Below are 23,702 nucleotides of genomic sequence, written 5' to 3'. Positions count from 1 at the left end.
GTGTTACTCACCCGTCCGCCGCTAAGCATCTAGAGTGCAAGCACTCTATCAGCTCCGCTCGACTTGCATGTATTAGGCACGCCGCCAGCGTTCGTCCTGAGCCAGGATCAAACTCTCCAATAAAGTTAGTGCTTTATTTTAGAGCGATTAGCTCATTTCGTACTGACGAGAAATTAATTCTCATTTAATACTCACTCGTTGTTCAGTTTTCAAAGATCAACTTCGTTTTCGTTCATCACCGCGTTTCAGCGGCGACTTTTATAATATATCACAGTCAGCTAGGTTTTTGCAAGAGGTTTTCGAAAGTTTTTTCGTTTCCAATTTCAACCTTGTGCTCTGTGATTTTGTCCCGCCAGAAGTGGGACGAATGATAATTTATCATATCTGTTACCCTGGCGTCAACTCCAATTTTATCCTATTGCTATATTTGAGGGAATCGTGCACGTCGAGCGTATTTTGACAGTTCCTTGGATGGAGCGAAACGGGCGTACATTCTGAATATCGTCTTGTACCGATTAGCTATAGCATGCCGAATATCCTGATCCAAACGGTTGTCGCTCATATCCAGCAGCATTTCGTCCAACTCTTTTCGCAGCACATAATCAAGTTCCTTGCATTCTTTATCGTTAAATAACATTCCCAACATAGTAGAGCAACTCCTCTTTTATCTAAGTTTCGCGAACTAATAGCAAGTGCAGTTTCAGGGATTGTCGTACACTGCGCTTTAATGTTATGCACATATTCCAGGGAAAATATGAATGAAAGTAAGTAAAAATGATTCATTATCGATCAATGATTACTTATCCTCCCATCAGATAAAATGTGAGCGTGCTTTCCACCGCTGCTGCAATCAGCAAAAGTATCACAATCCAGAATGCAGCCCTGCCAGCTGACACAAAAAACTTTCTCCACTCTACTGTTCGCTCTGATGCGTCTCTAGATCCCCTTTCGCCCAAGCTTTTTATCACTAGATAACCGAACTGTAGACCAAAGGCCGCAGCGACTAAAATCGCCGGAATCTCAATAATTCCGTGAGGCAGTAACCCTCTTAGGATTAAACTCATCGTACTTTCTCCATGTGCACCAGCCGCGACAACTACGTACCCCAGTGCCAATCCATTCATAAACAGGAAAAAAGCTGGGATTAGGCAAAACAATGCTCCTAACGCCATAACGCCGATACTCTTTAGCGCATTGTTAAAAAAAATAAACACAAAAAAAGAGAGTTCCGGATGCTCAGACTGGGATAAGCGGCGGGAATACTCCCCTAGTCGCTCGATGTCCGGCAAAATCCATCGCGTAATGGAATCTGCATTGATAGCACCGAGAACGACTCCCGTTACAAAGAGGAGTAGCGAAACGAGCATAGCTCCTTTAAACCTTATTATGTCTTGGAGAAATTTCCTGAAAGAAAACACATTAACGCCTCCTATATATTTGATCAGGACAAGAACGGTCATAAAGATGCAGAACAAGCATACATTGTACAAGCGGATCACTTCAGGTCTAATTATTTCGATGACGAGAGGGGCTAAAATCGTTATGAACAACTTCTTCTATGTTTTGAGCGGGAAGAAAATTAAAAGGTTTTTCTTTGTCTTCGCTGCGGCCCTATTTGCAGCTGGTGTCATTTATGTGGAACAGGGGCAGATCACTGTGTTTTCCGAAGAAAGCACTCCGTCCGCCATATATAGCGTCTCCACAAACAAGAAAGTCGTTGCGCTCACCTTTGACATCAGCTGGGGGGATAAGCGAGCCGAGCCAATCCTGAAAGTACTAAAGGATAAAAATATCCAAAAAGCAACCTTCTTTCTTTCTTCCCCTTGGAGCAAAAGCCATCCGGAAATCGTGAAAGCGATCCAGCAGCAAGGCTATGAAATTGGTAGTCACGGTCATAGACACGTTAATTATAGCGGCCTCAGCGATGAGGAAATTGAACGCCAAATTACGACCGCACATTCCGTACTCACCGATTTAACTGGCAAAGCCCCGAATTTGCTTAGACTCCCCAATGGGGATTTTGACAAAAGGGTTCTAAAAGCTGCCGCAAGCCATGGCTATAAAGTAATCCAGTGGGATACGGATTCCCAAGACTGGATGAATAAAGGTGTAAGCAATATCGTTGAACGTGTTGTCGGAAAAGTTCACCCTGGAGACATCGTCCTGCTTCATGCAAGTGATTCAGTTAAACAAACCCATGAGGCGCTGCCGATAATTATTGATGAGCTTCGCAAAAAGGGCTATGAGTTCGTAACCGTTACTGACCTGCTGCAGGAAGCTAGCGTCAAAGGTAATGAAGTGCGTGATCAGGCATGGGTTCAGGAGCAGCTTGATCTTGCAGCCGGGATGTAAAATGATTTTGACTTCCATTATGAAGAGAAAAAAGCCCAGTGGGATTTGCTGGGCTAATTTCTATATATGCAATATTACTGACTCACAGACGCTGCAGATGTTGCAGATGATTTCACAACTCGATGCAGGATAAGAATTTGGTATGCGTTGCAGGCAATCAGTGGAGCTGTAATCCAAACCGTCGCTTGGTCAACTCCTATGGATAGTACTCCGATCGTTTCAACGATGGTCACTGCAATCATAAAAAACAAAGTAGGAATCAGGGCTGAAACATTTGTAAGCTTGGCCTTAAGATAAGCAGTTGCACAGGCGATGATGAAGATCACGAGGCCAAGAATGATATCGGATACCCCTCTTTTTTCCCCGTCAACAAAAATCCGGAAAAACATAAGCTCGAGCAGTGAAAGCGCAGTAAGCACAAGCTGCACATATTGCCACGTTCTTCTTGAGAACACACCTGTCCCCATGTAGTTTACCATTAGATAGGCAAAAAAGCCCATTTGTGAATAAACGCTTACCATAATCCCTACGCCTAATAAAATTCCAACGTTCACGAAAACATCTGCCGTTCCGTTAAAATCGATCGTATCTGTCCATTGCAGCAGCAAGCCGGCAATAAGCGATCCTGCCGCACCTACGACCAAGGTTGTCCAAAACAGATGAATCCAATTTTTTAGATTCAAATCCTAACACCCCCACTAACGAAATATTTTACCAACGATTCCGGTAAAAAACCATTCTTTTCAGGCTTTTCATCGGGATAATTCCTAATGTAAGCCGCATAATAAGATCAGCAATGATGATAAGGAGGAAGGGAATCATGAAAAGGCGGGGTACCCGTTGGTTTTTATGCTTCTTATGCACATTCACTCTTCCGCTAACAGCCTGCGGCTCTGACCAAGGCTCCTCCTCTTCTTCCCAGGGTGGTGGAGGGTATAAAGAAACGAAATCCATGGTTATCGACATCCTGAAAACAGATGATGGCAAAAAAGCCATATACGAAGCTTTAAGCTCACCAAGCAGTAGCGGAGGCAGCTCCAGCGGAGGGGGCGGAGGTGGATCAGAATCCGGCTCGGAATCCGGTTCGGAAGGTTCTGGAGGGGGCGGCGGCGGTGTTGGCATTAAAATGCTGCTTGCTCCGCAAACCTCCAGCGAGGTAAGAATGGCTGTTAAAGAAACAATCACTTCACCGGAGTATAAAAAAGAAATCGAAAAAATAATGACCGATCCGCAGTTCGCCGGAGATTTTGCCAAAGCAGTCAACTCCCAGAGTAAAGAGCTTCATATGCAGCTTATTAAAGATCCGACTTATCAAAAATCGGTCAGCGATATTTTAAAATCTCCAGAAGTCATGAAAATGTTTCTGGATTTGACCAAAACTCCTGACTATCGCAAACAATCCATGACCGTCATGCAGGAAGCAATGCAAAGCCCCATCTTCAAAATGGAAGTAATGGAGCTTTTAAAAACCGTTGTTCAAGAACAACTTCAGCCTAAAGTTGAGAAGGCTCCGAAGTCTGGCGAAGGCGGCGGCGGTGAGGGCGGCGGTGAAGGCGGCGGTCAAGGTAAAAGCGGTGGCGGAGGTTCTTCCTAAAAAAGACTGACCTCTTTGGGTCAGTCTTTTTCGCATTTTTGCATGATTCGTTGTGCCACTTCATCATATAGCCGCCCTACTGTGCTATCCGCCTTGTATACAGATGGAGAATAGTCTGGCTCGGATGGGTGATTTTCCGGGACTCCAAGCGGTATTTGAACCAACAACTCTGTATGCAGCGATTCCGCTAGACGAGCTCCTCCGCCTTTTCCAAAGATGTAGTCCTTATTTCCACAAGATGAACACTCGTAATAAGACATATTCTCGACTACGCCCAGCACTTCATGCTCTGTTCTTAATGCCATCGTTCCTGCTCTAGCAGCAACAAATGCAGCAGTCGCATGCGGTGTTGTCACAATGATTTCCCGGCTCTGCGGAATCATTTGATGGACATCAAGCGCAACATCCCCCGTTCCAGGCGGAAAGTCTAGAATGAGATAATCCAATTCGCCCCACTGTACGTCGCTAAAAAATTGCCGCAGCATTTTTCCAAGCATCGGACCTCGCCAAATCACCGGGTTGTTATCCTGGATGAAAAAGCCCATCGACATGACTTTTACTCCGAACCGCTCCACTGGCACGATTGCACCGTCAATTACCGCCGGTGTCTCCTCAATCCCCATCATGTCAGGAACACTAAAGCCATAGATGTCGGCGTCAATCAGGCCTACCCTTTTCCCCTGGCGGGCAAGTGCAACGGCCAAATTTACAGTAACCGTCGATTTACCGACGCCCCCTTTACCACTGGCTACTGCGATAAAGTGTACACCGGACTTCGGATCGAGAATCGGCAAGTGCTCCAGCCCAGCACCATGGCCTTTCAACTCTTCCCGATTTTCATTTAGTGGATTTGAGGCAGAGGCGTGCTCTCCCCCCATCACCTCTTGACGTTCCTGCTCGGAGGCTTCACGGAAGCGTAGATGAACGTTTGAGACACCTGATTCCGCTAAACGAAACCGTATTTCCCGTTCTAACTCCGCCTGGGTTTCATCGTCTTTCTTGAGACATACTACCGTCAGGGATACTTTATCCTCTTTAATCATATAATCGCGAATCCATTGAATTTCCACCAAGCTCCGCTTAATTATCGGCTCGGCAATAGGGCGTAGCGCCGCCTGGAGTTGCTCCTTCGTTAACAATGACAGCACCTCGACTTCATCAGATAGTAGGCTAATGTATTATGATTTTTATTATAGCATTACCTGACGTCGTCTGCTTGTCTTTCCTTTTTCTCTCCGGAATAATAACGTAAAATACCTTGATATATTGAGGCGGCTACTTTCCGCTGATACGACTCGCTGCCCAGCAGTTCTGCCTCCCCGGGATTAGACAGAAAGCCCACCTCCACGAGAATAGCCGGTAAATGCAATGACTCTAACAAGTAGACAGTCTTATCCGACGGCTTCGCGACGCGATCCGTATTTTCCAGATTGCGTTTAAGCTCCTCCTGCACAAGATCGGCCAGATTGACGCTGTCCTGATGATTCGGATAATAGAACGTTTGTGCCCCTTTCCAGCGTGGAGATGGAATACTGTTCATATGAATACTTACAAGCAGGTTAGCTTGCTTCTCCTGCACAAATCGAACACGCCGTTTTAAATCTTCTGTTTTCCGTTTGCTGTATCCCCTTGTTCCCTCATCAGCAAGATCCTTGTCCTCTTCTCTTGTCATCACGACCACAGCCCCCGCCTGCTGCAAGTAATCCCTTAGGTACAAAGAAACTGTTAGGTTAATGTCCTTCTCGATAAGACCCTGCTGACTGACCGCACCTCCATCCGGGCCGCCATGCCCAGCATCCAGTGCAATAACCTGTCCGGCAAGCGGAAGGCTCCAATACTTCCAGACCTTCTGCGGTGGAATCTGAAAGGCGATGATGCCAATAATTAATGCCAGCAGGCCCAAAGCAATAACCGCCCTTTTGATGTTGCTCAAAGAAATCCAAACTGTGACCTTATCTCTCTCGCTCATAAAAAAGCCACCTTTCTCCCCAACATGACATTAACCATGATATGGGACAAGGTGGACAAATATGCTAAGTGTTTTTATGCTTCCTGGGCTGTAATGAGCCGGTTCATGCCTTCGATCAGCACTTTGGCCACTTCCGGTCTGGTGAATTCAGGTGGCGGGCAAATGCCTTCTCTAAGCAATCCACGCACTTTCGTTCCGGATAAGGTCAGGTGATCATCTTTTGGATGAGGACATGTTTTGCTGGAGGCCATGTTCCCGCATTTGGTACAATAAAAGCTATGCTCAAAAAATAACGGTGCAATGCCGAGTTCCTCCGCAGTAAAGTTTGCAAATATCTCTTGAGCCTCATACGTCCCATAATAGTCCCCCACACCGGCGTGGTCGCGTCCTACGATAAAATGCGTGCATCCGTAGTTTTTGCGGACCATAGCATGGAATATCGCCTCACGCGGGCCAGCATATCGCATAGCCGCAGGAAAAACGCCTAAGAAAGTGCGATCTTGAGGATAATAATGCTCAAGCAGGGTCAAGTAGCTGTTCATACGTACATCTGCCGGCACGTCATCCGATTTGGTTTCGCCCACGAGCGGGTTTAAAAAAAGCCCGTCGACGATTTCCATGGCGCTTTTTTGGATGTATTCATGGGCCCGGTGAACCGGATTTCGTGTTTGAAAACCAACAACCGTCTTCCAACCTTTTTCCGCGAAAATGCGACGGGTTTCAGCCGGGTCAAAATAAAACGATCCAAACTTGGCTGGCTCTGGACGATTAAGCACTTGTACGGATCCACCAACGTAAATTGGTGAGCGCTCCAGAAGCTTTTTTACACCTGGGTGTTCGGTATCGCTCGTTTTAAATACTTTTACGGCTTCCTCCGTTTGGTCGACGGTATATTTGCTCTCGATTTGGAGAAGTCCATAAATAACACCATCGAGTTCCCCAGTTAGAGCTACCTTCTCCCCAACCGACAGGCTTTCTGCTTGTTCCGCGCTAATCGAGAGGGTAATGGGAATGCTCCATACCGTACCATCTGCCAGCCTCATACGCTGCACTACAGAATTGTAATCTTCTTCATTAAGGAAACCGGTTAACGGTGAAAAGGCCCCTACTCCGATCAACTCCAAATCCGAAATCGCCCATGGATTAATCGAAATGGATGGAAGCTCTCTGGCCGATGCCAATAATTGCTCCCTTTCCTCCCCTGTAATTAGCCGATTCACTAAACTTCCGCCATGCGGTAAAATCGTCGTCATCAAATACCTCCACTTGATTGATTGAATATATTTGTTTATACATATTGGCGATCATCTCTACTTGTGCAAACCGCATTCCGTCTTATCCGAACCAGCCCATCTACCCGCACGCGGGTCTTCTCCCGGCATAACTGGACGAGTACAATATTCACAGCCGATACTCGGGTAATTTCGGTCATGAAGCAGATTGTATATCAAATTATGTTCACGAATATAATTCCACACATCCTCCGAGGTCCAATCCGCAAGTGGATTAAACTTCACGAGTCCAAACTTCGTATCGTATTCGATTTTTTTAGCGTAAGCCCGTGTAGGAGCCTGATCTCGACGTATCCCCGTAATCCAGGCCTCGTAACCTCCAAGCACTCGTGTTAACGGCTCAACCTTCCGGATATTGCAGCAGGCATTAGGGTCGGAAGTCCACAATTGCTCTCCATATTGAAGCGCTTGCTCCTCAGGTGTAATTTTCGGGGATACTCGAACAAATTCCAGATTGTATTTAGCAGCTATGGCGTCACGGGTTTCATAAGTTTCTTTAAAGTGAAAATCGGTGTCCAGATAAAAAATGTCGCTGGACGGACTAATCTTCTGCAGCATATCCACGAGTACAACATCCTCTGCTCCAAAACTGCAAGCAAGTGTAATGTTCGGAAATGTTTCCACAGCCCATGCAATGATCTCCTGGGGAGTTGCATTCTCAAATTGTTCTGCCTTCACATGAATAAGCTGCTCTTTCTCCAATAAGTTCATTTCTTCCGTCCCTCCACATAAATATCATTCAAAGGAATAATCCCAACTAATCACATATGATTTATAATTTTAAGTATAAAACATCCCGATAATAAGTCAACCCAAAATGGCCTGAAACCAAAAAAAGGCCAGGCTTCAAAAGTTGGGAGCTTGGCCTAAAACTATAGGCAAAATATAAAAAGCCCTTGACCATGGTAGGCCAAGGGCTGGTATCTCGAGTAACAAACGAGATATTAACGTTTCGAGAACTGAGGTGCGCGACGAGCGGCTTTGAGACCGTACTTCTTACGTTCTTTCATCCGTGGGTCACGAGTCAGGAAGCCTGCTTTTTTCAATGCAGGACGGAATTCAGGATCAGCTTTGAGCAATGCACGGGAAATCCCGTGACGGATTGCACCAGCTTGACCGGAAATGCCGCCGCCATGAGCGATGACAATTACGTCGTAGCTTCCAAGTGTTTCTGTCAAAGTCAAAGGTTGTTTAACGATCAGTTTGAGTGTTTCCAAACCAAAATATTCATTGATATCGCGTTTATTGATGACAATGCGTCCTTCACCCGGTACAAGGCGAACACGAGCTACCGAATGTTTACGACGACCTGTCCCATAGTATTGTACTTGTGCCATGAAACTGTCCTCCCTTTTAATTATCCGCGAAGTTCGTAAACTTCAGGTTTTTGTGCTGCATGTGGATGCTCAGTACCAGCATAAGCTTTCAATCTGAGCTTCATTTTCTCGCCTTGACGAGTTTTTGGCAGCATGCCGTAAACAGCAGATTCAATTACACGTTCAGGTTTTGTTTTCAGCATATCTTTAGCAACCGTCACTTTCAAACCACCTGGGTGCAGGGAGTGACGATAGTATTTTTTGTTATCCATTTTTTTGCCGGTAAGAACAATTTTCTCCGCATTGATGACGATAACAAAATCACCGCAGTCAACGTGTGGAGTAAATTGTGGTTTGTGTTTACCGCGGATAAGAGCAGCAGCTTCGCTAGCCAAACGGCCCAACGTTTTGCCTTCGGCATCGATAATGTGCCATTTGCGCTCTACTTCGCTTGGCTTCGCCATATAAGTGGTACGCATGTAAAGATCCTCCTTCAATTTCGTCCGAAATGGTTCAGTAATGCTGAAAACGATCTTGCTCTTCGGGCGCAGGACACTTCCAGCACATTTATCTTCGATCGTTTCATTACATTTTAAGGTTAGTAAATAGGTTATCTAAGGTTTTCTTACTGGGGGCCGTGGGATAGCCATAAGAAAACACAACTTTTATTTTACAGGAATAAGATTTAATTCGCAAGACTTTTTTAGAAATGAAGCCCGTATTCTTAAAATAAATCTGCGACCGCGTAATCTCTTATATCTTGTGTCAATTGTCGCCTTCCTCTGACATCCTGATCGAATGTTCATCGTATTCTACTTTCCAAAGCATCAAACCTTTACTTTCCGCCGTAGGCCCAGCCGCTTTGCGATTTTGCTCTTCTAAAATAGCCTTCATGGCACCAGGTTGACGCTTTCCCTCTCCGATCTCCAGTAAAGTCCCTACAATGATACGTACCATGTGCTGCAGAAAGCCATTCCCGGTAATATACAGATGAATAATCCCTTGCTCATGTGTTCCAGGGTATTCAATTGAGGAATCTACCTCCAGTTTGGCCTCATAGATCGTTCTGACGTGGCTTGCTTTGGTGGAGTGGCGGGATGCGAAGGAAGTATAGTCATGTGTCCCTATTAAAAAAGGCAAGCTATCGCGCATGGCTGCGACATCGAGTTTCCCGGGGTGGTGTAGCTGGTAATTGCGCTGAAACACGTCAGGAACTCGATTTCCGTTGATAGAGTAGCGATACGTTTTGCGTTTCGCCGATCGTCTGGAATGAAAGGCAAGCGGGACCTCACGAGCTGAGGTGATCCTTATGTCCTTAGGAAGGCGTCCGTTTAAGGCCATACGCCATCGCTCGATTGGAATCTGCGAGTCTGTAATGAAATGAAACGGCTGCTCACGGGCATGTACACCTGCATCGGTCCGTCCAGAACCGTGGATTTTGATGACCTCACCTGTAAGCTGACAGATCGTTGCTTCAATATAGTCCTGAACGGTGTTGCCTCCCGGTTGTGTCTGAAAGCCGTAATAGTTCGTCCCGTCATAACAGACGGTCATTAGCAGATTACGCACCCGGTACTTCCTCCCAATCCTTTAAGATGTACGTTGTTACGCTTGGAGCAAAGAAAAAACTCTCCGAAAGCTATGCCATACGGCGAGCCGACAGAGAGTTTTACACGCTTGTTAAAGGTTTCCCCTTAAATTAAGCACGGTCTACCAGTTCCAGATAAACCATAGGGGCAGAGTCGCCGCGGCGAGGTCCCAGTTTCAGGATACGAGTATATCCGCCTGGACGCTCGGAGTAGCGCGTTGCCAGTTCAGTAAACAGCTTTTGGATTGCATCCTGCTCACCGTCGATCGATTCGCGGCGAACATAAGCTGCCACTTGACGACGGGCGTGCAAATCTCCGCGTTTTGCTTTGGTGATCAGCTTCTCAGCAATAGAGCGAACTTCTTTCGCTTTCGCTTCCGTTGTTTGGATACGTTCGTATAAGAACAGGTCCGTTACCAAGTCACGGAACAAAGCTTTACGAGCACTGGAATCGCGGCCCAACTTTTGGTATGCCATGAGTTTTCCCTCCTTCGCTAGAACGATTCAAGCCATCTTATTCTTCTGTACGCAATCCCAAACCAAGTTCCTCGAGCTTCTCTTGTACTTCTTCCAAAGATTTACGTCCGAGGTTGCGCACCTTCATCATATCTTCTTCGGTTTTAGTCGTCAGCTCTTGTACCGTGTTAATTCCGGCACGTTTGAGGCAGTTATAGGAACGAACGGAGAGATCAAGCTCTTCAATCGTCATTTCAAGCACTTTCTCTTTCTTGTCTTCTTCCTTCTCAACCATGATTTCCGCGTCCTTCGCTTCGTCAGTCAAACCAACGAACAGGAAGAGATGCTCGGTCAAAATTTTAGCCCCGAGGCTAACCGCTTCTTCAGGTCTAATACTGCCATCAGTCCACACTTCAAGCGTTAGCTTGTCGTAGTTGGTCACTTGGCCAACACGCGTATTTTCTACTACGTAATTGACACGAGTAATTGGGGTATAGATCGAATCGACGGGAATGACACCAATCGGCTGATCATCTCGTTTGTTCTTGTCTGCCTGAACATAACCGCGACCACGGCCAGCATAAATGCGCATGTGCAATCTGGATCCAGGCTCAAGCGTTGCGATATGAAGATCCGGATTTAGAATTTCCACATCACTGTCAGCACGGATATCACCTGCAGAAATAACACCTTCGCCTTCCGCATCGATCTCAAGGATTTTCTCCTCGTCCGAGTGGATTTTAAGCGACAGAGCTTTCAGGTTCAAAATGATTTCCGTAACGTCTTCCATTACGCCCGGGATGGTCGAGAATTCATGCAGAACACCATCGATTTGGACCGAGGTTACCGCTGCACCCGGCAGAGAAGAGAGCAAAATCCGGCGAAGCGAGTTGCCCAGTGTGGTGCCATATCCACGCTCAAGTGGTTCTACTACAAATTTCCCATAGGTGCCTTCATCGTTAACTTCTACGGTCTCAATTTTCGGCTTTTCGATTTCTATCACGAAAGTACCCCTCCTTCAAAACGTCGTTCCTTTGAAACAGCCTGGTTTGCTGAAGTCCATCATGTAGTATGCCTAAACATCCATTATTACCAAGTGTGATGTTGTTAAACCACTACTCGTGCGGCTTCATTAAACGCGACGGCGTTTTGGAGGACGGCAGCCGTTATGAGGAATCGGAGTGACGTCTTTAATCATGTTAACTTCAAGGCCTGCCGCTTGCAGGGAGCGGATAGCGGCTTCACGGCCGGCTCCAGGGCCTTTAACCATAACTTCAACGGTCTTCATGCCATGCTCCATTGCAGCTTTTGCAGCAGATTCCGCAGCCATTTGTGCAGCATACGGAGTCGACTTACGGGATCCTTTAAATCCAAGACCGCCCGAGCTGGCCCAAGAGATCGCATTTCCGTGTGGGTCAGTAATCGTAACGATTGTGTTATTGAATGTAGAGCGGATATGAGCCACACCAGATTCAATATTTTTCCGGTCACGACGTTTTGTACGTACGACTTTCTTTGGTTTAGCCATTGTCTGTTATCCTCCCTTCTTATTTCTTCTTGTTCGCTACAGTACGACGAGGACCCTTACGAGTACGGGCATTCGTTTTAGTACGTTGTCCGCGAACAGGCAGGCCACGACGATGACGCACACCGCGGTAGCAGCCAATTTCAATCAAACGTTTAATATTTAAAGAAATTTCACGACGCAGGTCGCCTTCAACTTTGACCGTTTTGTCGATCGTTTCGCGTAGTTTGCTAACCTCATCTTCCGTCAAATCACGAACACGAGTGTCCGGATTGATGCCTGTTGTGCTCAGGATTTTCTGGGAAGTCGTTTTACCGATTCCGAAAATGTAAGTTAAGGCGATCTCAACGCGTTTATCACGTGGCAAATCCACACCAGCTATACGTGCCATTTTACGCTACACCCCCTTCTTTTAACCTTGTTTTTGTTTGTGTTTCGGATTTTCACAAATCACCATGACATTGCCTTTGCGACGAATGACTTTGCATTTTTCGCAAATCGGCTTTACAGAAGGTCTTACCTTCATGTTGATTACCTCCTCAAAGTTTTGCGAAGCAAAACTCTCTTCGTAAGCGTGATCCGGTTTTACTTGAGAAAACAAACTTCAAAAGCATAGGCTTAAATTTTGCTAAGCAAAACTTACCTCGTAAAGGGCTAACTAAAGTTTCACAGATATAAAACCTTTAGTAAGCATAAACCATACGCTTGAAATAACTCAACCTGCATATTTTACCACAACATTGTGGTAAATGTACACTATCTATTTACGGTAAGTGATTCGACCTTTTGACAAGTCATAAGGCGATAGTTGAACGACCACCTTGTCTCCCGTTAATATACGGATAAAGTGCATCCGCAGCTTTCCGGAAACATGAGCTAGAATCTGATGACCATTCTCGAGCTCAACCTTGAATGTAGCATTAGGTAGCGGTTCAATGACCGTACCTTCGACTTCAATGACATCCTCTTTAGCCACAGTCAGTCTCCTTTCTCTTCAGCAATGGAATTGACGAATTTCTGATAGGCGAGCACGGCATGACGTAGTTTTGCGTTCGTTACCTTGCCGCTTTCCTGCAAACTATGAACTACCTCGCTGTTGATCATGGGCAGAAGCTCGAGATGCTGCACATTTTTACGTTTGGGCTGATCAAACTTACGTTTGTTCCCATCCGCAATCTCTACGAATCTATCGTCCAGAACCCGGATTATGACGTAAATGGCTTCGGCATCTCTGCCTTTTAGAACTTTCACCAGTTGACCAATCTGCGTTTCTGAACGGTGCTTCACCTTCATCACCTACGCATCTAGCTTCGTGAAAATTTCCATGCCATCAGGTGTTACTGCTACCGTGTGTTCAAAATGAGCACACAATGAGCCATCCACCGTAACGACTGTCCAATTATCATCCAGCGTTTTGACGTACCGCTTACCTACATTAACCATCGGTTCAATCGCCAATACCATTCCAGGTTTTAAGCGCGGCCCTCTATCAGGCATACCGTAGTTCGGAATTTGCGGTTCTTCGTGTAAATCAGCTCCCACACCGTGTCCAACATATTCCCGGACGACCGAGAACCCTGCAGACTCGATATGCTGCTGAATTGCATGCGAGATCGTAAACAAACGAACATCAGGTTTAACAAGCGCAAGGCCCGCATATAACGATCCTTCGGTGACCTCGAGAAGTTTCTTCGCTTCCTCCGAAATCTCTCCCACTGGATATGTCCACGCTGAGTCGCCATGGAAACCGCGGTACTCCGCGCCGATATCAATGCTGATAATATCGCCTTCGTTCAATTTGCGTTTGCCGGGAAATCCGTGTACCAATTCTTCGTTGACCGAAGCGCAAATGCTGTAAGGAAAACCGTTGTAGCCTTTGAAGGACGGCACGGCGCCCTGACTGCGAATGTATTTATCGGCGAGTTGATCGAGTTCCCTCGTCGTAATGCCAGGCTCAATCGATTGGGCCATGAGCCTATGCGTTTCCGCTACGATCCGCCCAGCTTCTCTCATAAAGCCTAGTTCCGATTCGGATTTGCAAATGATCATTACACCTAACCTCGCAGTATGGATATAATTTCTTTCGAAACCATATCGATTTCCTGTTCACCATCCACTTGGCGTAGCAGGTTCTTGTCATCATAGAACTTCAGAAGAGGTGAAGTTTTGTTGATATATTCGTCCAGCCGCGTACCTACGCTCTCTTCATTATCATCAGAACGTTGATACAGCTCGCCGCCGCATTTATCACAAACACCCTCCTGTTCCGGAGGATTAAAGATCACATGATAAGTGGCTCCGCAGGATTTGCAGATCCGGCGTCCGGTCAACCGCGCCAGCAGCTTATTCCGGTCCACTTTCAGGTTGATGACGTGCTCCAGTTTACGGCCCATTCCTTGAAGCAGTTCCTCCAGCGCTTCCGCTTGCGAAAGGGTTCTTGGAAAACCGTCCAATAAAAAACCTTTTTCGCAATCGGACTGCTGAAGACGTTCGCGAACGATACCTACGGTCACATCATCAGGTACCAGAAGGCCCTGATCAATATATTCCTTCGCTTTCATCCCCACAGGTGTTCCCTGCTTGATCGCCAGGCGAAAGGCATCGCCAGTAGAGATATGAGGAATACCGAATTCGTTAACGATTGTCTCGGCCTGTGTTCCTTTCCCTGCTCCGGGAGGCCCCATGAATAAAATGTTCATGTTTCTCACTCCCTCCAAAACTCCTCTACAACAAGAAACAACACAATAGGTGCCAGGGAAGCCCAATATTACGGAGCCGAACCTGGTACCTATCGCCTATTTATTGATAAAACCTTTATAGTGACGTTTGATTAATTGGCTTTCAATCGTCTTCATCGTATCAAGCGCAACGCCGATAACGATCAGGATCGAAGTACCGCCAATCAGGACTGAACGTGGCAACCCTGCTAAAGCACCCAAAACCATAGGAAGTATGGATACAGCCGCAAGGAACAGCGAACCGGTCATCGTCAAACGAGTAAGAACCCGAGTGAGATAGGTTTCCGTTGTTTTCCCCGGGCGAATGCCAGGGATGTAACCACCGTTTTTCTTCATGTTCTCAGCCATTTGCTGCGGGTTCATCTGTACAAATGTATAGAAGAATGTGAAGCCAATGATCATGACTACATAAAGAACGATCCCAAGTGGGGCACTGGTAGAAAGGTTTCTGCTCACCCATTGTGCCCATGCATGAGTTGACCAGAAGCTGGCAATCACAACAGGGAATTGAAGCAATGACACCGCAAAAATGACCGGAATAACGCCAGCCGCATTAATTTTTAGCGGAATATGCGTATTCTGCCCACCGTACATTTTGTTGCCTACTACACGTTTTGCGTACTGCACCGGAATTTTCCGGACTGCCTGTTGGATGTAAATGACACCAATGACAATGAGCACGCACACTAGCAAGATCGCTATCGATTTTACCACGTTCATGAAGGCTTGACCTTCTACCATGAAATCCGACATAGCAATCGTTTGAATATGACCTGGAAATGAGGCAACGATCCCGGCAAAGATAATCAGCGAAATCCCGTTGCCAATCCCTCTTTCGGTAATTTGCTCACCTAGCCACATCAAGAAAGATGTACCAGCCGTTAGCACAATTGCTATGACCATATAATCTGCAAATGTTGCATTAGGCACCATTTGCGTACTATACAAGCGGTTGAAACCAACGGAAGTGGCAAAAGCTTGAATGATCGCCAAAACCACTGTGCCGTAACGGGTTATTTGAGCCATCTTTTTCTTGCCGTGTTCCCCTTGTTTGGCCCATTCCGCAAATTTCGGAATAACATCCATGGACAAGAGTTGTACGATGATGGAAGCCGTGATATAAGGCATAATCCCGAGGGCGAAGATTGAGAAGTTCTTGAGTGCGCCACCCGAGAAGGTGTTCAAGAACCCAAGCAAATCGCTTCCTGCACTGTTCGTCTGTTCTAGAACATCTTTATTAACACCCGGAACCGGAACGAAAGAACCGATCCGGTAGATGAGAAAGATAAACAGCGTGAAGAGAATGCGGTTGCGCAGGTCCTGAACATGCCATATGTTCTTAATGGTTTTAAACATTAGATCACCTCGGTTTTACCGCCGGCAGCCTCAATTTTCTCTACCGCAGATTGGGAGAACTTATTCGCTTTAACTGTCAATTTGACAGTAATTTCGCCGTTGCCGAGAATCTTGATTCCGCTTTTCGCGTCTTTCACGATTCCTTGTTCAAACAACAGTTCAGGAGTAACTTCCGTATCCGCCGCAAAGTTGTTCAAGTCTTCAATGTTCAAAATCGCATACTCTTTCCGCGTTGGATTCAGAAACCCGCGTTTTGGCAAGCGACGATACAGCGGGTTTTGACCGCCTTCGAAGCCCGGACGAACACCGCCGCCGGAACGAGCGTTTTGACCTTTGTGACCGCGAGTTGATGTTTTACCCATACCGCTACCTGTACCACGACCCACGCGTTTGCGTTCATGACGGGATCCAGTAGCTGGTGAAAGCTCATGTAACTTCATCGTTCGTTGCACCTCCTTATTTATTGTTGGCACTTAAAAAGTTCCCGAAAACCGATTATTCTTCGATTTCTTGAACTGAAACCAGGTGACTTACTTGATTAACCATACCACGAATGGCTGGGTTATCATTATGAACCACGGATTGGTTGATTTTGCGAAGTCCCAAAGTTTTCACGGTAGTACGTTGGTTCTCCGGACGACCGATCAAACTACGCACGAGGGTAATTTGCAGTTTAGCCATGAGATTCCCTCCTTAACCGAGAAGTTCTTCGACGGATTTACCGCGTAATTTCGCAACATCCTCAGCGCGTTTCAGACGGGACAAGCCCTCCAAAGTCGCATTGACCATGTTGATGGAATTCGAAGAACCTAAAGATTTTGTCAAAATGTCGCCTACGCCAGCCAATTCGAGGACTGCACGAACTGGTCCGCCAGCGATAACCCCGGTACCTTCAGATGCCGGTTTAAGCAATACGCGTCCAGCACCAAAGTGCCCAGTTACAAGGTGAGGAATGGTTGTTCCAACCAATGGTACGTGTACCAGGTTTTTCTTGGCATCCTCAATCCCTTTACGGATCGCATCTGGAACTTCGCCAGCTTTACCGATGCCAGCGCCAACCCAGCCTTTGCCGTCGCCCACAACTACCAGTGCGCTGAAGCTGAAGCGACGTCCGCCTTTAACTACTTTAGCAACGCGGTTAATATTTACTACTCTTTCAGTCAGTTCCAAAGTGTTAGGATCTATACGCAAGCCGTTAACCTCCTTTTAGCTAATATTTTAGAATTCCAGACCTGCTTCGCGAGCTGCATCAGCCAGCGCCTGAATCCGTCCGTGATAGAGGTATCCCCCACGGTCAAACACAACTACTTTAACGCCTTTTTCTACAGCACGTTTTGCGACGAGTTCGCCAACTTTGCGCGCGGATTCCACGTTGCCTCCGTTGCCGATTTCTCCGCTCAGCTCTTTATCAACAGTCGAAGCGCTAACCAATGTTACGCCAGCTACATCGTCGATCAGTTGAGCATAGATATGTTTGGAAGAACGGTATACGTTAAGTCTTGGACGTTCAGCCGTTCCTTGGATTTTTTTACGAACACGCAAATGTCTTTTCAGACGAGCTTTGTTCTTATCACCTTTTGTAATCATGACTCCATTTCACTCCCTTCGGTTTACCGTTACAGACATTTCATTTCAAGACGCCAGAAGGATAAGTCTGCTAAGAAGAAACTTATTTCTTCTTACCAGCTTTACCTTCCTTACGAATAATGCGCTCGCCTTCATACTTGATCCCTTTACCTTTGTAAGGCTCAGGTGCACGTACAGCACGAATTTTCGCAGCATATTCACCTACGCGCTCTTTATTGATCCCTTTTACGATGATCTTCGTATTCGTAGGCACTTCAAATTCGATGCCCTCTTCCGGATTGATTTCTACCGGGTGAGAGTAACCCACGTTCAGAACAAGTTTCTTGCCGGACAAGCTTGCACGGTAACCGACACCAACTAGCTCGAGCGATTTGGAGAAGCCTTCCGTTACTCCGCTGACCATGTTGCTCACTACGGAGCGAGTCGTGCCATGCAAAGAACGGTGTAATTTATTATCAGAAGGACGTTCAATGGTAATCACGTTTTCTTCAACTGTTACCTTGAGATCCTTGTGAAGCTCACGAGACAAGGTACCTTTTGGACCTTTTACCGTAATGACGGTATTATCGAGTGTGACATTCACACCACTTGGTACTGCAATTGGTTTGCGACCAATACGAGACATTTATTGCACCTCCTTGTTATAAGACGTAAATTACCAAACGTAGCAGACAACTTCGCCGCCGGCTTTAGACTGGCGAGCTTCTTTGTCGGTCATAACTCCCTTGGAAGTGGAGATAATCGCGATTCCCAAACCGCCGAGGACACGAGGAATTTCATTGCTTTTCGTGTACACGCGAAGGCCTGGTTTACTGATTCTCTTCAAACCGGAGATGACGCGTTCATTGTTAGGGCCGTATTTCAAGAAAATACGAATCATCCCTTGTTTGTTATCATCGATATACTCAGCATCACGAATGAAACCTTCACGCTTCAAGATTTCAGCGATTTGTTTCTTGATCGTGGACGCAGGCAGTTCTACAGTCTCGTGACGCACAGTGTTAGCGTTGCGAATACGTGTAAGCATATCTGCAATTGGATCTGACATAGTCATACGTGTAAACCTCCTTCCCGTTGTTGATTAATTACCAGCTTGCTTTTTTCACGCCAGGAATCTGGCCTTTATAAGCTAATTCACGGAAACAAATTCTGCAAATTTTGAATTTTTGCAATACCGAATGTGGACGACCACAACGTTCACAGCGAGTGTAAGCCCGCACTTTGAATTTTGGTGCACGTTGTTGTTTAACTTTCATTGAAGTTTTAGCCACTTAGCCTGACACCTCCCAAATAGTTTCGGAGAACGAACGACTTTGCGTTATTTTGTAAATGGCATGCCGAGTCCGGCCAGAAGTTCACGGGACTCTTCATCTGTTTTCGCCGTAGTGACGATAACGATATCCATACCGCGTACTTTGTCTACTTGATCATACTCGATTTCAGGGAAAATCAATTGTTCCTTGAGGCCGAGTGTGTAGTTGCCACGTCCATCGAATGCTTTCGTCGATACACCGTGGAAGTCACGGACACGAGGAAGCGTTACGTTGAACAGTTTGTCGAGGAAATGATACATACGTTCACCGCGAAGCGTTACTTTCACACCGATAGGCATGTTTTCACGCAATTTGAAACCAGCGATGGATTTCTTAGCGCGAGTGATAACCGGTTTTTGACCTGCAATCAGCTGCATGTCGTTCACAGCGGAATCCAGCACCTTCGAGTTTGCTACAGCGTCACCAACACCCATATTGATAACCACTTTCTCGATTTTAGGCACTTGCATAATAGTTGTATAGTTGAATTTTTGAACCAAAGCAGGTGTTACTTCGTTCAAAAAGCGTTCTTTCAATCTTGCTGCCATGAATCATGGACCTCCTTTCTTAACGTTACTGGATTAGTCGATAATTTCTCCGGATTTCTTAGCAACACGAACTTTCTTGCCGTTGTCCAATACTTTGTAACCGATACGGGTTACTTTTCCGCTCTTAGGATCAACGTGCATAACGTTCGATACATGAATCGGAGCTTCTTTCTCGATAATGCCGCCTTGCGGGTTCAGCTGATTTGGCTTTTGATGTTTCTTCACCATATTCACGCCTTCCACAAGAACACGGTTTTCGCGAGGATAAGCGGCGATAACGCGGCCTTTCTTGCCTTTGTCTTTACCACTGATCACGATAACCGTATCGTCCTTTTTGACGTGCAGCTTATTGTTATGAGATTCAAGAATCTTCTTCAGTCTAGGCATTTGTTTACACCTCCTGTTTATCGGGGTCCCCGATAGGAAACTTCCGTTTCGTTTTCGGGCGTATTATTTAGATAACTTCCGGAGCCAAGGAAACGATTTTCATAAAGTCCTTGTCACGAAGTTCGCGGGCAACAGGTCCGAAAATACGTGTTCCGCGCGGGCTTTTATCTTCCTTAACAACAACTGCTGCATTTTCGTCAAATGCAATGTAGGAACCGTCTTTACGACGAACCGAACGTTTCGTACGAACGACTACCGCTCTGACTACATCACCTTTTTTGACAACGCCGCCTGGTGTTGCTTGTTTGACGGAACAAACGATCAAATCCCCGATTTGCGCTGTACGACGACCGGTTCCGCCCAGTACGCGGATACACATCAGTTCCTTCGCGCCGGAATTGTCAGCAACCTGCAAACGTGTAAATGGTTGAATCATCGATATTTCCTCCTTTCAGCCTAAGCTACTTTCGATCAGATAATAACCGCTTCTTCAACGACTTCAACGAGTCTCCAACGTTTGTCTTTAGACAGCGGGCGAGTTTCGACGATCTTTACGATATCACCGATTTTCGCGGTATTGTTTTCATCATGCGCTTTAAATTTCTTCGTGTATTTAATGCGCTTATGGTACAAATTATGCTTTTTGTAGGTTTCTACAGCAACAACAATCGTTTTGTCCATCTTGTCGCTGACGACTTTACCAATTTGCACTTTACGGTTATTACGTTCGCTCATGGTTAGCCTCCTTCCTGGACTTAGACGCTTCGCTTACGCTAGAGCGCTCTTCTTAACTAATGATCCCAAGTTCTCTTTCACGTAATACGGTTTTAGCACGAGCTATTTCCTTACGCACATCACGGATCCGAGTCGGATTATCGAGTTGGCCAGTAGCCAACTGAAAACGAAGGTTAAAGAGTTCCTCTTTAAATCCTGCGATTTTTTGTTCGATTTCTGCAGTGGTTAAGTTGCGAAGTTCATTAGCTTTCATTTGCTTCACCACCCAATTCTTCACGTTTCACAAACTTCGTTTTGATCGGCAGTTTGTGGGCGGCAAGACGCATAGCTTCACGTGCAACTTCCTCCGATACACCGGCAAGCTCAAACATGATTTTGCCTGGTTTCACAACTGCGACCCATTTTTCTACGTTACCTTTACCGCTACCCATCCGGACCTCAAGAGGCTTTTGAGTAATCGGCTTGTCAGGGAAAATTTTAATCCATACTTTACCGCCACGTTTGATGTAACGCGTCATTGCAATACGCGCTGCTTCGATTTGACGGTTCGTAATCCAAGTTGGCTCAAGAGCTTGCAAGCCGAATTCGCCGAAGTTCAATTCGGTTCCGCCTTTTGCTTGGCCTCTCATATTACCGCGTTGTTGCTTGCGGTGTTTTACACGTTTTGGTACCAACATGATTAGTTGCCTCCTTCCTGAGCAGCTTGTTGTTTCTTAGCCGTAGGAAGAACCTCTCCACGATAGATCCATACTTTTACGCCGATGCGGCCATAAGTTGTATGCGCTTCTGCCGTACCGTAATCAATGTCGGCGCGGAGCGTATGAAGTGGAACAGTTCCTTCGCTGTAGCCCTCTGTACGAGCAATTTCAGCACCGCCGAGACGACCGCTGACTGCTGTTTTAATCCCTTTCGCTCCCGAACGCATCGTTCTTTGAATCGCTTGTTTCAGCGCACGACGGAAAGAAACACGACGTTCCAGTTGTTGTGCGATGCTTTCAGCGACCAGAATCGCGTCAAGATCAGGGTGTTTGATTTCAGAAATATTGATGTGAACCTTTTTGCCACCTGCGATTTTAGTAATTTCACCGCGCAGGTTTTCCACTTCCGAACCGCCTTTACCGATAACCATACCCGGTTTGGCTGTGTGGATCGTTACGTTCACACGATTTGCCGCTCTCTCAATTTCAATGCGAGATACCGCGGAGTCTTTCAGTTTATTTTTCAGGTGTTCACGAATTTTTACGTCTTCCAGCAAGAGATCACCAAAATCTTTGCCTGCGTACCATTTGGATTCCCAATCACGGATAATCCCTACTCGTAATCCGACCGGATTTACCTTTTGGCCCACACGTTTTCCCTCCTTATTTTTCGGATACCACCAAAGTAATGTGGCTAGTGCGTTTATTGATCCGGCTAGCACGTCCCATAGCACGTGGACGGAAACGCTTCATTGTCGGACCTTGGTTTACGTAAGCTTGCGTAACAACCAATTTATTAACATCCATAGAATAGTTATGCTCAGCATTGGCAATCGCCGAGTTCAAAAGCTTCTCCACGATCGGGGAAGCCGCCTTTGGAGTATGGCGGAGAATCGCAATTGCATCACCGACTTGCTTGCCGCGGATCAGATCAACAACAAGCTGAGCTTTCCGGGGAGCAATACGAATAGATCTTGCATGTGCTTTAGCTTCCATGTGTATTACCTCCTCTCAAACGAAGAACTTATCAAAATTAACGTTTCGTTTTCTTATCGTCATCCGTATGACCTTTGTAGGTACGGGTTGGTGCAAATTCGCCCAATTTATGTCCCACCATATCCTCAGTAACATATACCGGAACATGCTTGCGGCCGTCATATACACCAAACGTATGACCAATGAATTGCGGGAAGATTGTGGAGCGACGGGACCAAGTTTTGATCACGACTTTCTTGTTCGAAGCACTCGCTTCCTCCACTTTCTTCAACAGGTAACCATCGATAAAAGGTCCCTTTTTCAGACTGCGACTCATTCAATTATCCTCCCTTCATTACACTGCTTGGTTCGTCTTCTTATCCACAGGCCGGGAAGTGATCCGCAAGATGCGGATTACTTCGTACGGCGGCGAACAATATATTTATCAGAAGCTTTGCCTTTTTTACGCGTTTTGTAACCAAGGGTTGGTTTGCCCCAAGGAGACAACGGCGATTTGCGGCCGATCGGAGCGCGACCTTCACCACCACCATGTGGGTGATCGTTCGGGTTCATAACAACACCGCGCACTTCCGGACGTTGTCCGAGCCAGCGACTGCGGCCTGCTTTACCGATTTTAACGAGTTCGTGGTCACCGTTACCTACGGAACCGATCGTAGCGCGGCACACTTTCAGGACTTTACGAACTTCACCGGAAGAAAGACGGATTGTTACGTATTTGTCCTCTTTACCAAGCAATTGTGCTTCCGTACCAGCTGCGCGAACCAATTGTCCGCCTTTGCCAGGTTTCAGCTCAATGTTATGAATCACGGTACCAACCGGAATGTTTTCCAGCGGCATAGCGTTACCGATTTTGATATCGGAACCAACTCCGGATTCAATCGTGTCGCCTACTTTCAAACCTTTAGGCGCGATGATGTAACGTTTTTCGCCATCGGCGTAATGGATCAAAGCGATGTTCGAAGTCCGGTTTGGATCGTATTCGATCGTAGCAACGCGGCCTGGAATTCCATCTTTGTTCCGTTTGAAGTCGATAATGCGGTATTTGCGTTTATGTCCGCCGCCATGGTGACGAACGGTAATTTTACCTTGGTTGTTGCGGCCAGCCGTTTTGCTCAGCGGCGCAAGCAAAGATTTCTCCGGCGTATCTGTCGTAATTTCTTCGAAAGTCGACACGCTCATTCCGCGTCTAGCCGGGGATGTCGGTTTATACTTTTTGATTGGCACTAGATTTCCCTCCTTACTTTACCGATTT

General features: G+C 46.4%; 39 protein-coding genes and 1 rRNA gene. 2 read left to right on the top strand and 38 right to left on the bottom strand.

Annotated features, from left to right (window positions below; genetic code table 11):
* From ACFQ3W_RS22065 to ACFQ3W_RS22055, 3 genes are all read right to left on the bottom strand, one after another.
* A 16S ribosomal RNA gene (locus ACFQ3W_RS22065) occupies positions 1 to 123 on the bottom strand; the annotation flags it as partial.
* A 298-nt stretch (positions 124 to 421) separates the two neighbouring features.
* On the bottom strand, positions 422 to 646 hold the full coding sequence (locus tag ACFQ3W_RS22060) for a hypothetical protein (RefSeq protein WP_379321391.1): 225 nt from the start codon (positions 644 to 646) through the stop codon (positions 422 to 424).
* Positions 647 to 800: 154 nt separating this feature from the next.
* Positions 801 to 1,418, bottom strand: a complete 618-nt coding sequence (locus ACFQ3W_RS22055) for a stage II sporulation protein M (protein ID WP_379321390.1) — start codon at positions 1,416 to 1,418, stop codon at positions 801 to 803.
* 124 nt (positions 1,419 to 1,542) lie between these two features.
* Between ACFQ3W_RS22055 and pdaB the strand changes: the two genes are divergently transcribed.
* Positions 1,543 to 2,352 (top strand): polysaccharide deacetylase family sporulation protein PdaB, encoded by an 810-nt coding sequence (pdaB, locus tag ACFQ3W_RS22050; protein WP_379321396.1) that lies wholly within the window; start codon positions 1,543 to 1,545, stop codon positions 2,350 to 2,352.
* Between the two features lie 74 nt (positions 2,353 to 2,426).
* On the opposite strand, the gene ACFQ3W_RS22045 is transcribed toward pdaB, so the two are convergent.
* Positions 2,427 to 3,035, bottom strand: a complete 609-nt coding sequence (locus ACFQ3W_RS22045) for a KinB-signaling pathway activation protein (RefSeq protein WP_379321389.1) — start codon at positions 3,033 to 3,035, stop codon at positions 2,427 to 2,429.
* Positions 3,036 to 3,172: 137 nt separating this feature from the next.
* On the opposite strand from ACFQ3W_RS22045, the gene gerD reads away from it, so the two are divergent.
* Positions 3,173 to 3,946 (top strand): spore germination lipoprotein GerD, encoded by a 774-nt coding sequence (gene gerD / locus ACFQ3W_RS22040; RefSeq protein ID WP_379321388.1) that lies wholly within the window; start codon positions 3,173 to 3,175, stop codon positions 3,944 to 3,946.
* A gap of 20 nt (positions 3,947 to 3,966) precedes the next feature.
* Here gerD and ACFQ3W_RS22035 read toward each other — a convergent pair whose 3' ends face one another.
* From ACFQ3W_RS22035 to rplB, 34 genes are all read right to left on the bottom strand, one after another.
* Positions 3,967 to 5,085 (bottom strand): Mrp/NBP35 family ATP-binding protein, encoded by a 1,119-nt coding sequence (locus ACFQ3W_RS22035; protein ID WP_379321387.1) that lies wholly within the window; start codon positions 5,083 to 5,085, stop codon positions 3,967 to 3,969.
* A 59-nt stretch (positions 5,086 to 5,144) separates the two neighbouring features.
* Positions 5,145 to 5,915, bottom strand: a complete 771-nt coding sequence (cwlD, locus tag ACFQ3W_RS22030) for an N-acetylmuramoyl-L-alanine amidase CwlD (protein WP_379321386.1) — start codon at positions 5,913 to 5,915, stop codon at positions 5,145 to 5,147.
* A gap of 74 nt (positions 5,916 to 5,989) precedes the next feature.
* On the bottom strand, positions 5,990 to 7,168 hold the full coding sequence (gene sat / locus ACFQ3W_RS22025; protein WP_379321385.1) for a sulfate adenylyltransferase: 1,179 nt from the start codon (positions 7,166 to 7,168) through the stop codon (positions 5,990 to 5,992).
* Positions 7,169 to 7,225: 57 nt separating this feature from the next.
* On the bottom strand, positions 7,226 to 7,918 hold the full coding sequence (locus ACFQ3W_RS22020) for a phosphoadenylyl-sulfate reductase (protein WP_379321384.1): 693 nt from the start codon (positions 7,916 to 7,918) through the stop codon (positions 7,226 to 7,228).
* Between the two features lie 233 nt (positions 7,919 to 8,151).
* A complete protein-coding gene (rpsI, locus tag ACFQ3W_RS22015) occupies positions 8,152 to 8,544 on the bottom strand; it encodes a 30S ribosomal protein S9 (RefSeq protein WP_068779130.1) in 393 nt (130 codons plus the stop codon).
* Positions 8,545 to 8,564: 20 nt separating this feature from the next.
* A complete protein-coding gene (gene rplM, locus ACFQ3W_RS22010) occupies positions 8,565 to 9,002 on the bottom strand; it encodes a 50S ribosomal protein L13 (protein ID WP_379321383.1) in 438 nt (145 codons plus the stop codon).
* A gap of 286 nt (positions 9,003 to 9,288) precedes the next feature.
* Positions 9,289 to 10,092: a tRNA pseudouridine(38-40) synthase TruA gene (truA, locus tag ACFQ3W_RS22005; protein WP_379321382.1), complete on the bottom strand. Its 804-nt coding sequence runs from the start codon at positions 10,090 to 10,092 to the stop codon at positions 9,289 to 9,291.
* Positions 10,093 to 10,222: 130 nt separating this feature from the next.
* Positions 10,223 to 10,588, bottom strand: a complete 366-nt coding sequence (gene rplQ, locus ACFQ3W_RS22000; RefSeq protein WP_379321381.1) for a 50S ribosomal protein L17 — start codon at positions 10,586 to 10,588, stop codon at positions 10,223 to 10,225.
* A gap of 37 nt (positions 10,589 to 10,625) precedes the next feature.
* A complete protein-coding gene (locus ACFQ3W_RS21995; RefSeq protein ID WP_379321380.1) occupies positions 10,626 to 11,570 on the bottom strand; it encodes a DNA-directed RNA polymerase subunit alpha in 945 nt (314 codons plus the stop codon).
* 129 nt (positions 11,571 to 11,699) lie between these two features.
* Positions 11,700 to 12,095: a 30S ribosomal protein S11 gene (gene rpsK / locus ACFQ3W_RS21990; protein WP_379321379.1), complete on the bottom strand. Its 396-nt coding sequence runs from the start codon at positions 12,093 to 12,095 to the stop codon at positions 11,700 to 11,702.
* 19 nt (positions 12,096 to 12,114) lie between these two features.
* The gene (gene rpsM / locus ACFQ3W_RS21985; RefSeq protein WP_036712625.1) at positions 12,115 to 12,483 is read right to left on the bottom strand and encodes a 30S ribosomal protein S13; all 369 of its coding nucleotides are present in this window, start codon (positions 12,481 to 12,483) and stop codon (positions 12,115 to 12,117) included.
* Positions 12,484 to 12,504: 21 nt separating this feature from the next.
* Entirely contained in the window at positions 12,505 to 12,618 is a 114-nt protein-coding gene (rpmJ, locus tag ACFQ3W_RS21980) for a 50S ribosomal protein L36 (RefSeq protein ID WP_003333770.1), read from the bottom strand.
* 234 nt (positions 12,619 to 12,852) lie between these two features.
* Positions 12,853 to 13,068, bottom strand: a complete 216-nt coding sequence (gene infA, locus ACFQ3W_RS21975; protein ID WP_018753971.1) for a translation initiation factor IF-1 — start codon at positions 13,066 to 13,068, stop codon at positions 12,853 to 12,855.
* A 2-nt stretch (positions 13,069 to 13,070) separates the two neighbouring features.
* Complete coding sequence (locus ACFQ3W_RS21970) at positions 13,071 to 13,385, bottom strand: hypothetical protein (RefSeq protein WP_379321395.1); 315 nt, start codon at positions 13,383 to 13,385, stop codon at positions 13,071 to 13,073.
* A 3-nt stretch (positions 13,386 to 13,388) separates the two neighbouring features.
* Positions 13,389 to 14,141, bottom strand: a complete 753-nt coding sequence (gene map, locus ACFQ3W_RS21965) for a type I methionyl aminopeptidase (protein ID WP_379321378.1) — start codon at positions 14,139 to 14,141, stop codon at positions 13,389 to 13,391.
* Positions 14,142 to 14,146: 5 nt separating this feature from the next.
* Positions 14,147 to 14,791, bottom strand: coding sequence for an adenylate kinase (locus ACFQ3W_RS21960; protein WP_379321377.1), 645 nt, complete (start codon positions 14,789 to 14,791; stop codon positions 14,147 to 14,149).
* Between the two features lie 96 nt (positions 14,792 to 14,887).
* Complete coding sequence (secY, locus tag ACFQ3W_RS21955; protein WP_379321376.1) at positions 14,888 to 16,186, bottom strand: preprotein translocase subunit SecY; 1,299 nt, start codon at positions 16,184 to 16,186, stop codon at positions 14,888 to 14,890.
* A complete protein-coding gene (gene rplO / locus ACFQ3W_RS21950) occupies positions 16,186 to 16,626 on the bottom strand; it encodes a 50S ribosomal protein L15 (protein WP_379321375.1) in 441 nt (146 codons plus the stop codon). The genes secY and rplO overlap by 1 nt, the downstream gene beginning before the upstream one ends.
* Positions 16,627 to 16,681: 55 nt before the next feature.
* Positions 16,682 to 16,867 (bottom strand): 50S ribosomal protein L30, encoded by a 186-nt coding sequence (gene rpmD, locus ACFQ3W_RS21945; RefSeq protein WP_379321374.1) that lies wholly within the window; start codon positions 16,865 to 16,867, stop codon positions 16,682 to 16,684.
* Between the two features lie 12 nt (positions 16,868 to 16,879).
* Positions 16,880 to 17,377, bottom strand: coding sequence for a 30S ribosomal protein S5 (gene rpsE / locus ACFQ3W_RS21940; RefSeq protein WP_379321373.1), 498 nt, complete (start codon positions 17,375 to 17,377; stop codon positions 16,880 to 16,882).
* A gap of 27 nt (positions 17,378 to 17,404) precedes the next feature.
* A complete protein-coding gene (rplR, locus tag ACFQ3W_RS21935) occupies positions 17,405 to 17,773 on the bottom strand; it encodes a 50S ribosomal protein L18 (protein WP_379321372.1) in 369 nt (122 codons plus the stop codon).
* Positions 17,774 to 17,855: 82 nt separating this feature from the next.
* Positions 17,856 to 18,398: a 50S ribosomal protein L6 gene (gene rplF, locus ACFQ3W_RS21930; protein ID WP_379321371.1), complete on the bottom strand. Its 543-nt coding sequence runs from the start codon at positions 18,396 to 18,398 to the stop codon at positions 17,856 to 17,858.
* Positions 18,399 to 18,428: 30 nt separating this feature from the next.
* Positions 18,429 to 18,827, bottom strand: coding sequence for a 30S ribosomal protein S8 (rpsH, locus tag ACFQ3W_RS21925; protein ID WP_379321370.1), 399 nt, complete (start codon positions 18,825 to 18,827; stop codon positions 18,429 to 18,431).
* 31 nt (positions 18,828 to 18,858) lie between these two features.
* The gene (locus ACFQ3W_RS21920) at positions 18,859 to 19,044 is read right to left on the bottom strand and encodes a type Z 30S ribosomal protein S14 (RefSeq protein ID WP_010348808.1); all 186 of its coding nucleotides are present in this window, start codon (positions 19,042 to 19,044) and stop codon (positions 18,859 to 18,861) included.
* A 47-nt stretch (positions 19,045 to 19,091) separates the two neighbouring features.
* Positions 19,092 to 19,634 (bottom strand): 50S ribosomal protein L5, encoded by a 543-nt coding sequence (rplE, locus tag ACFQ3W_RS21915; RefSeq protein ID WP_379321369.1) that lies wholly within the window; start codon positions 19,632 to 19,634, stop codon positions 19,092 to 19,094.
* Positions 19,635 to 19,667: 33 nt separating this feature from the next.
* Positions 19,668 to 20,021 carry a 50S ribosomal protein L24 gene (gene rplX / locus ACFQ3W_RS21910; RefSeq protein ID WP_379321368.1) on the bottom strand — a complete coding sequence of 118 codons (354 nt, stop codon included), beginning with the start codon at positions 20,019 to 20,021 and terminating at the stop codon, positions 19,668 to 19,670.
* Positions 20,022 to 20,088: 67 nt separating this feature from the next.
* Positions 20,089 to 20,457, bottom strand: coding sequence for a 50S ribosomal protein L14 (gene rplN, locus ACFQ3W_RS21905; protein ID WP_009226648.1), 369 nt, complete (start codon positions 20,455 to 20,457; stop codon positions 20,089 to 20,091).
* Between the two features lie 35 nt (positions 20,458 to 20,492).
* A complete protein-coding gene (gene rpsQ / locus ACFQ3W_RS21900) occupies positions 20,493 to 20,756 on the bottom strand; it encodes a 30S ribosomal protein S17 (protein ID WP_379321367.1) in 264 nt (87 codons plus the stop codon).
* Positions 20,757 to 20,808: 52 nt separating this feature from the next.
* A complete protein-coding gene (gene rpmC / locus ACFQ3W_RS21895; RefSeq protein WP_018759704.1) occupies positions 20,809 to 21,009 on the bottom strand; it encodes a 50S ribosomal protein L29 in 201 nt (66 codons plus the stop codon).
* Positions 20,999 to 21,433: a 50S ribosomal protein L16 gene (gene rplP, locus ACFQ3W_RS21890; protein ID WP_379321366.1), complete on the bottom strand. Its 435-nt coding sequence runs from the start codon at positions 21,431 to 21,433 to the stop codon at positions 20,999 to 21,001. The genes rpmC and rplP overlap by 11 nt, the downstream gene beginning before the upstream one ends.
* A gap of 2 nt (positions 21,434 to 21,435) precedes the next feature.
* Positions 21,436 to 22,104: a 30S ribosomal protein S3 gene (rpsC, locus tag ACFQ3W_RS21885; protein WP_009226644.1), complete on the bottom strand. Its 669-nt coding sequence runs from the start codon at positions 22,102 to 22,104 to the stop codon at positions 21,436 to 21,438.
* Between the two features lie 13 nt (positions 22,105 to 22,117).
* On the bottom strand, positions 22,118 to 22,450 hold the full coding sequence (gene rplV / locus ACFQ3W_RS21880) for a 50S ribosomal protein L22 (RefSeq protein WP_379321365.1): 333 nt from the start codon (positions 22,448 to 22,450) through the stop codon (positions 22,118 to 22,120).
* Positions 22,451 to 22,487: 37 nt separating this feature from the next.
* Complete coding sequence (rpsS, locus tag ACFQ3W_RS21875; RefSeq protein WP_379321364.1) at positions 22,488 to 22,766, bottom strand: 30S ribosomal protein S19; 279 nt, start codon at positions 22,764 to 22,766, stop codon at positions 22,488 to 22,490.
* A gap of 77 nt (positions 22,767 to 22,843) precedes the next feature.
* Entirely contained in the window at positions 22,844 to 23,674 is an 831-nt protein-coding gene (gene rplB / locus ACFQ3W_RS21870) for a 50S ribosomal protein L2 (protein WP_379321363.1), read from the bottom strand.
* Between the last annotated feature and the right edge of the window lie 28 nt (positions 23,675 to 23,702).

Source organism: Paenibacillus puldeungensis, assembly GCF_042678945.1.
In the GTDB taxonomy this organism is placed as follows: Bacteria; Bacillota; Bacilli; order Paenibacillales; family Paenibacillaceae; genus Fontibacillus; species Fontibacillus puldeungensis.
This window is presented reverse-complemented; position numbering and strand designations above follow the sequence as displayed.